The organism is Deltaproteobacteria bacterium (assembly GCA_030654105.1).
In the GTDB taxonomy this organism is placed as follows: Bacteria; Desulfobacterota; SM23-61; order SM23-61; family SM23-61; genus JAHJQK01.
Genome location: JAURYC010000006.1, coordinates 1 through 5,420, shown reverse-complemented (window position 1 = coordinate 5,420; position 5,420 = coordinate 1). Strand labels below are relative to the sequence as shown.

The window sequence follows — 5,420 nt, the reverse complement described above, 5'->3', positions numbered from 1 at the left end:
AAGGGATCCAGGGTACAAGTGAAAAAATAAAAAGATGGAACCCTTGACCCCTCGAATCCTTGAACCCTTTCTTTATTTTAATCCTAAGATTTCCCGGGCAATGACCAAACGCTGAATTTCGGAAGTCCCTTCATAAATTGTCGTTACCCGGCAATCACGGGAATAACGTTCCAAGGGATACTCTTTCATGTAGCCGTATCCCCCGAGCATCTGCAGGGCTTTGTAACAGACGCGATTGGCTGTTTCCGTAGCGAAAAGCTTTCCCATAGAGGCTTCCCGGGTAAAACGCTTCCCTTTCTCCTTCAAAAAAGCCGCCCGTAAAACCAACAACCGGGCTGCTTCCAACTCGGTAAAACTGTCGGCGATCATCCATTGGATGGCCTGGAAGGAAGAGATGGGCTGGCCGAACTGGATGCGGTTTTGGGCGTACTCCGTCGCGTATTCAATGGCGGCCAGCCCGATGCCCACGGCCATAGATCCGATGCCGATCCGCCCTCCGTCCAGGGCCATCATAGAGATCTTGAATCCATCCCCTTCTTGACTCAAAAGGTTGCTCCGGGGCAGGCAACAGTCTTCCATGAAAATCTCATTGACGGGAGACCCGCGCTGACCCATTTTCTCCTCATGGCGGCCGACGATAAATCCAGGATGTCCTTTTCCCACGACAAAAGCACTAATGCCCTTGGCCCCCGCATCCTTATCTTTCTTGGCCCATACCACGAAAACCCCGGCGTATTCGGCGCTGGTGATGAATGTCTTGGACCCGTTCAGAACATAATGGTCTCCCTCCAGCTTGGCGGTGGATTTCATGGATGCCGGGTCTGAGCCTGCCGTGGATTCCGTCAGGGCGAAGGCCCCACAGGAGTATTCCCCGCGGCAAATTTTGGGAATATGAACAGAACGGATTTCTTCATTCCCGAAGGTATGGAGTACTTCCGCCACCATATTGGTCACAGACATGGTCACGGCGGTGGAGGCACAGGCTTTTCCTATTTCCGTCATAGCCAGGCTGTAACTTACCACCCCGGCCTGAGATCCTCCATATTCTACCGGAATATTCATGCCCATCAACCCCAAATCCGCCATTGCTTTGAGGACAGGCAGTGGGTATTTTCCGGTGGTGTCGATTTCTGGGGCCCGGGGCTTGAGCTCTTTGGCGGCAAAATCCCTGGCCATCTCCTGAACCATCTTTTGTTCTTCGGTAAGACGGAAATCCATGGCCAACTCCTTTTCAAAGCGATCAGCCTTCAACATCCAGCTGTCAGCTTTCAGCTATTAACCTTTTCTTCTGAATTCTAACTTCTGGCTTCTTTCTCCTTACTTCTTACTCTTCACTCCTCACTCCTCACTTGTCTTTTTTACTGGGGGGTAATATACTTGATTAAAAATTTTATCTCAAGGGCCACCTTTTATGATTGTTGCGGGGATGGACATCGGTTCGATCACGGCGGAAACCGTAATTCTACAAGACAACCAAATGCTCAGTTCATCCATTGTGCCTACCGGCGCCAACAGCCGGACGGCCGCGGAACGTTCACTGGCTGCGGCTTTAAAGCAGGCAAGCCTCCGGCAAGAAGACCTCGCGGCAATCGTTACCACCGGGTACGGAAGAGCCTCTTTCCCTTCGGCGACGAAGATGATCACGGAAATCACTTGCCATGCCCGGGGAGCATTCTTTGTTTACCCGGAGACGCGCACGGTGATAGACATCGGGGGCCAGGACAGTAAAGTCATTCGCCTGGATAAACAGGGGCGCAACGTGGACTTTCAGATGAACGACAAGTGTGCTGCCGGAACAGGACGTTTTTTAGAAGTCATGGCCCGTGCCCTGGAGGTCAAACTGGAAGATTTGGGAAGACTTTCGCGCAGCGCCCAGCGCACGATCAAGATCTCCAGCATGTGCACCGTCTTTGCTGAATCGGAGGTTGTTTCTTTGATTGCCGAAAATCAACCCCAAGAAGTGATCATCCGTGGCCTGCATGATGCCATCGCGGACCGTATTCTGGGAATGGTCCGCCGCGTCGGAGTGGAAGAAAAGGTTACCCTCACGGGTGGTGTGGCTAAAAACGAAGGGGTGGTCCTGGCTTTGGAAGAAAGGCTGGGGGTAAAGGTTTTCGTGCCCCCTGAACCCCAGATCATCGGTGCTCTGGGCGCCGCCTTGCTGGCCAGAGGACTTCCCATCCGATCGTGAAAGGAACCGCTGGAGCGTTCTTGGGTTTTTTCTGGGCTTAGCTACCTTCAGGAGTGGTTAATGTATACGATTCCATTCAGAAAGGAGAAGAGGTAATGAAAAAAGCCATTGGGGCATTATCCTTCATGGGGATGACCTTTTTAATGATTGGCCTGGCCTTGTCGCAGGGGGTCTATACCGGGTTGATCGTCGATGCCAGGAATTTATCCTTCACCCCTTCGGCGTCGCCGAAAATTCTGGACGAGGATGGGCGGGAAGTATACGGTTCTGCGTATCTGGATAAAGAATGGGTGGAGAAACATGGTGTCGTCGGTTATGCCAAAAGTTTAGCTGAAGGCAAGGCGAATTCCCGGGTTGCTGGCAATCCTTATGTAGCCAAAGCTATCAAGGTCACCGGGCCCAACAGTAAAGACTTGATCGTCTCCAATGGCGATGCCCGAAAGATTCGTGAATTGACCAAGCATCTCAATTTCTTGGATCACGCCAAGGTGGTGATCGTCGTCCCTTGATTTTCAAGCCTAAAAAAAATCCTTTTTGGATCCTCTCCAAATTCGTTAAAGGTTGGGTACCGGATCCGGGCATGGTTCCATTAACCGACAGGTACTCTGAGCACATGGCATAACAGCCCCATGCGCAGGAATTGTCCGTATTTTATCAGGTCAAAGTATACAGCCCGGGGATCTTGGTCTATTTCCATCGGGAGTTCATGGTCGCGGGGAAAGGGGTGCATGATGTAGGTATCCTTTCTCAAGGCCTTCAGAATGTCCGGGTTCACCCGAAAGATTTCCTTCGACCGCTCATAGTCATCGACCTGGTCGCCGAATTGCTCCCGGGGGATCTGGGTGATATACAGAATATCCGCTTTCGAGGCGATCTCCCTCCAATCTACCGCGCTGTCCAGGGTCTCGCTGCAAGGGACCTGGTGTTCCCGCAAGTAATCCTTCATATCATCTTTCATCTTCAGGACCCGGGGAGAAACGAAGTAGATTTTGATCCCCGAGTATTTGGCCACGACATAGGTGAGCGACCGGATGGTGCGGCTATTCAGGTATTTCCTGGCCTCCTCAACATTTAAACGATCTATTTCCCGCTCCTCCGGGGTGCCGAATCCGAGTTTCACTTTGGGAACGTCGGTAAGGACCATGAAGTAGTCTGCGGCCACAGCTTCGGCGAGCTTTTCGCCAGCCAGGTCCTTGTCCACGGCCCCTTCGAACCCCTCGAATTCTCCCTTTTCGTTCAGAATGACTGGAACCCCTCCCCCACCCGAGGCGATGACGATCATTCCTGCTTCAACCACCTTTTTCAGGGCATGAACTTCCAGGATCCGGATGGGATCAGGAGAGGGAACGACCCGGCGGAAAGGGGTATCTCCTCCGGGTAGAACCTTCTTCATCCGCCAGCCTTTTTCCGACTCAAGCTTTTCTTTGGTGGCCGGGTCGTAGAAAGGGCCCACGGGCTTGCTCGGATGCTGAAAATCCGGATCATGCCGGTCCACCAGGACCTGGGTGATCATGGTTACCACGTTGAAGTTCAGGTTGTAAGATTTGAGCTCGTTCATGAGAGTTTGTTGGAGAATGTACCCCATCTGCCCCCATGTCCACCAAGGTGTGTTCCTGACTCCGTAGGGGATTAGGCAACTTGGGGTTTCCTTCTAAAGGGGCATTGGAGTATACGACCAAGCCTGCTTCTTGCAGGACTTGCTGGGCCTGATAGCAAAAAGTGCCGCCGGCAAAAATTCCGCGAAGGTACTTTTGTTCGGGTTTCATTGGGGCTCGTTCTTTGGAGAGGAGCGCTTGGAACTGGGAGTTGTCGCTGAACAGGAATACATTCAAGCCGCATTCCAAGGCTTTCTGAGCTTCTCGGGCGGCATACGCACCCGGAACGGAAATAACCGCGAGGTTGGAATGAGGTTGGCGAGCCATGGCCTCATCAAGTGTGCGGATGGTAGATTTCCCCGCACGGTCGGCGTCCGGGCTTAGCCATTGATCAATTTTCCCAAGCACGGTGGTGAGGGATTGTTCGCTTTCCGCCTTGACCGCCAGGATAAGATCGTTTGGCGTGGCAGCGGAAATCCCTGCCCCGCTGACCGGATATAATTCGCCTGCCTCATAATTTCAACAGCACCATTTTCTTGACACACTAACAGCATTTTCATATACTCATTTCACCCAAAAGCGAGTTCTTATCAAAGCAAATACAAAGAGGGGCCCTTCCAATTGGGAGGGCCCCTGAAGCATATTACGCATCCGCAATCACGTATCGGGGGAAGACACCATGGATCTCGGACTGAAGGGTAAGAAGGCCATCGTCACCGGCGGCACACGCGGCATCGGACGCGCAATCGCCAACCTCCTGGTCGAGGAAGGCTGCGACATCGGCATCTGCGCGCGCACCGCCGGCCAAATCGAGGAGGTGGTCGCCGCCTTCAAGGCGAAGGGCGTTAAGGCCTTCGGGTCAGCGGTGGATGTGGCCGAGGGCGCCCAGCTCACCAGTTTCGTCAATTCGACTGCCGAGGCGCTCGGCGGTCTCAACATCTTCATCTCCAACGTGAGCGCGATGGGCGCCGGCAACGACGAGGCCTCGTGGAAGAAGGGCTTCGAGATCGACGTGCTCGGCACCTTGCGCGGCTGCGAGGCGGCGGTGCCGTTTCTTGAGAAGTCGGGGGCCGGCGCCATCGTCGTGGTTGGATCAACGGCCGCGGTCGAGGTGGTGGGTCCGCGGCGCGCCTACAGCGGCGTGAAGGCGGCAATCCTGCCCTACATCAAGTCGCTGGCGCGGAACCTCGCGCCCAAGAACGTGCGCGCTAATGTGGTCTCGCCCGGTAGCGTCTACTTCAAGGGTGGGGTGTGGGACGTGATGGAGCGGAAAAATTCCGACCGCTACCGCCAAGCGCTGGATCGCAATCCCACGGGCCGCATGGCCACACCGGAAGAGGTGGCCAGCGCGGTGGTGTTCCTGGCCAGCCCCCGGGCCAGCTTCATCTCCGGCACCAACCTGATTTGCGACGGCGGCATGACCCAACGCGTGCAGTTCTGACCTGCACCCAAGATACGATGAAATTCGATTTTTCCGACGATCTGAAGCTGCTGCGCGAGCAGGGGTGGAAGTTCCTGCAGGAGCATTCCCCGCCGAAGGCGGTGAACTGCGTGCTGGAGAGCGAGGAGCCCCTTAAATTCACCTTCCTGTTCCTTCCCTTCATTAACGGGAAAATTGTTAGAAATAAAAAAAT

At 54.1% G+C, this 5,420-nt stretch carries 6 protein-coding genes; 3 read left to right on the top strand and 3 right to left on the bottom strand.

The window, feature by feature from the left end:
* Nucleotides 1-72: 72 nt before the first annotated feature.
* The gene (locus tag Q7V48_00235; GenBank protein ID MDO9209172.1) at nucleotides 73-1,218 is read right to left on the bottom strand and encodes an acyl-CoA dehydrogenase family protein; all 1,146 of its coding nucleotides are present in this window, start codon (nucleotides 1,216-1,218) and stop codon (nucleotides 73-75) included.
* Nucleotides 1,219-1,411: 193 nt separating this feature from the next.
* On the opposite strand from Q7V48_00235, the gene Q7V48_00230 reads away from it, so the two are divergent.
* Nucleotides 1,412-2,191, top strand: a complete 780-nt coding sequence (locus tag Q7V48_00230; GenBank protein MDO9209171.1) for an acyl-CoA dehydratase activase — start codon at nucleotides 1,412-1,414, stop codon at nucleotides 2,189-2,191.
* A 95-nt stretch (nucleotides 2,192-2,286) separates the two neighbouring features.
* Nucleotides 2,287-2,700, top strand: coding sequence for a hypothetical protein (locus Q7V48_00225; GenBank protein ID MDO9209170.1), 414 nt, complete (start codon nucleotides 2,287-2,289; stop codon nucleotides 2,698-2,700).
* A gap of 80 nt (nucleotides 2,701-2,780) precedes the next feature.
* Here Q7V48_00225 and Q7V48_00220 read toward each other — a convergent pair whose 3' ends face one another.
* Together Q7V48_00220 and Q7V48_00215 are read right to left on the bottom strand one after the other, a co-directional pair.
* Nucleotides 2,781-3,776, bottom strand: coding sequence for a hypothetical protein (locus tag Q7V48_00220; GenBank protein MDO9209169.1), 996 nt, complete (start codon nucleotides 3,774-3,776; stop codon nucleotides 2,781-2,783).
* Nucleotides 3,673-4,113 carry a hypothetical protein gene (locus Q7V48_00215; protein ID MDO9209168.1) on the bottom strand — a complete coding sequence of 147 codons (441 nt, stop codon included), beginning with the start codon at nucleotides 4,111-4,113 and terminating at the stop codon, nucleotides 3,673-3,675. The genes Q7V48_00220 and Q7V48_00215 overlap by 104 nt, the downstream gene beginning before the upstream one ends.
* A 352-nt stretch (nucleotides 4,114-4,465) precedes the next feature.
* On the opposite strand from Q7V48_00215, the gene Q7V48_00210 reads away from it, so the two are divergent.
* Complete coding sequence (locus tag Q7V48_00210) at nucleotides 4,466-5,227, top strand: SDR family oxidoreductase (GenBank protein ID MDO9209167.1); 762 nt, start codon at nucleotides 4,466-4,468, stop codon at nucleotides 5,225-5,227.
* Nucleotides 5,228-5,420 lie beyond the last annotated feature (193 nt).

Bases quoted from the DNA above. Each gene is read 5' to 3' on its own strand.
- Q7V48_00220 (MDO9209169.1), bottom strand. From the start codon at position 3,776: ATGGGGTACATTCTCCAACAAACTCTCATGAACGAGCTCAAATCTTAC.
- Q7V48_00215 (MDO9209168.1), bottom strand. From the start codon at position 4,113: ATGGCTCGCCAACCTCATTCCAACCTCGCGGTTATTTCCGTTCCGGGT.
- Q7V48_00225 (MDO9209170.1), top strand. From the start codon at position 2,287: ATGAAAAAAGCCATTGGGGCATTATCCTTCATGGGGATGACCTTTTTA.
- Q7V48_00235 (MDO9209172.1), bottom strand. From the start codon at position 1,218: ATGGATTTCCGTCTTACCGAAGAACAAAAGATGGTTCAGGAGATGGCC.
- Q7V48_00230 (MDO9209171.1), top strand. From the start codon at position 1,412: ATGATTGTTGCGGGGATGGACATCGGTTCGATCACGGCGGAAACCGTA.
- Q7V48_00210 (MDO9209167.1), top strand. From the start codon at position 4,466: ATGGATCTCGGACTGAAGGGTAAGAAGGCCATCGTCACCGGCGGCACA.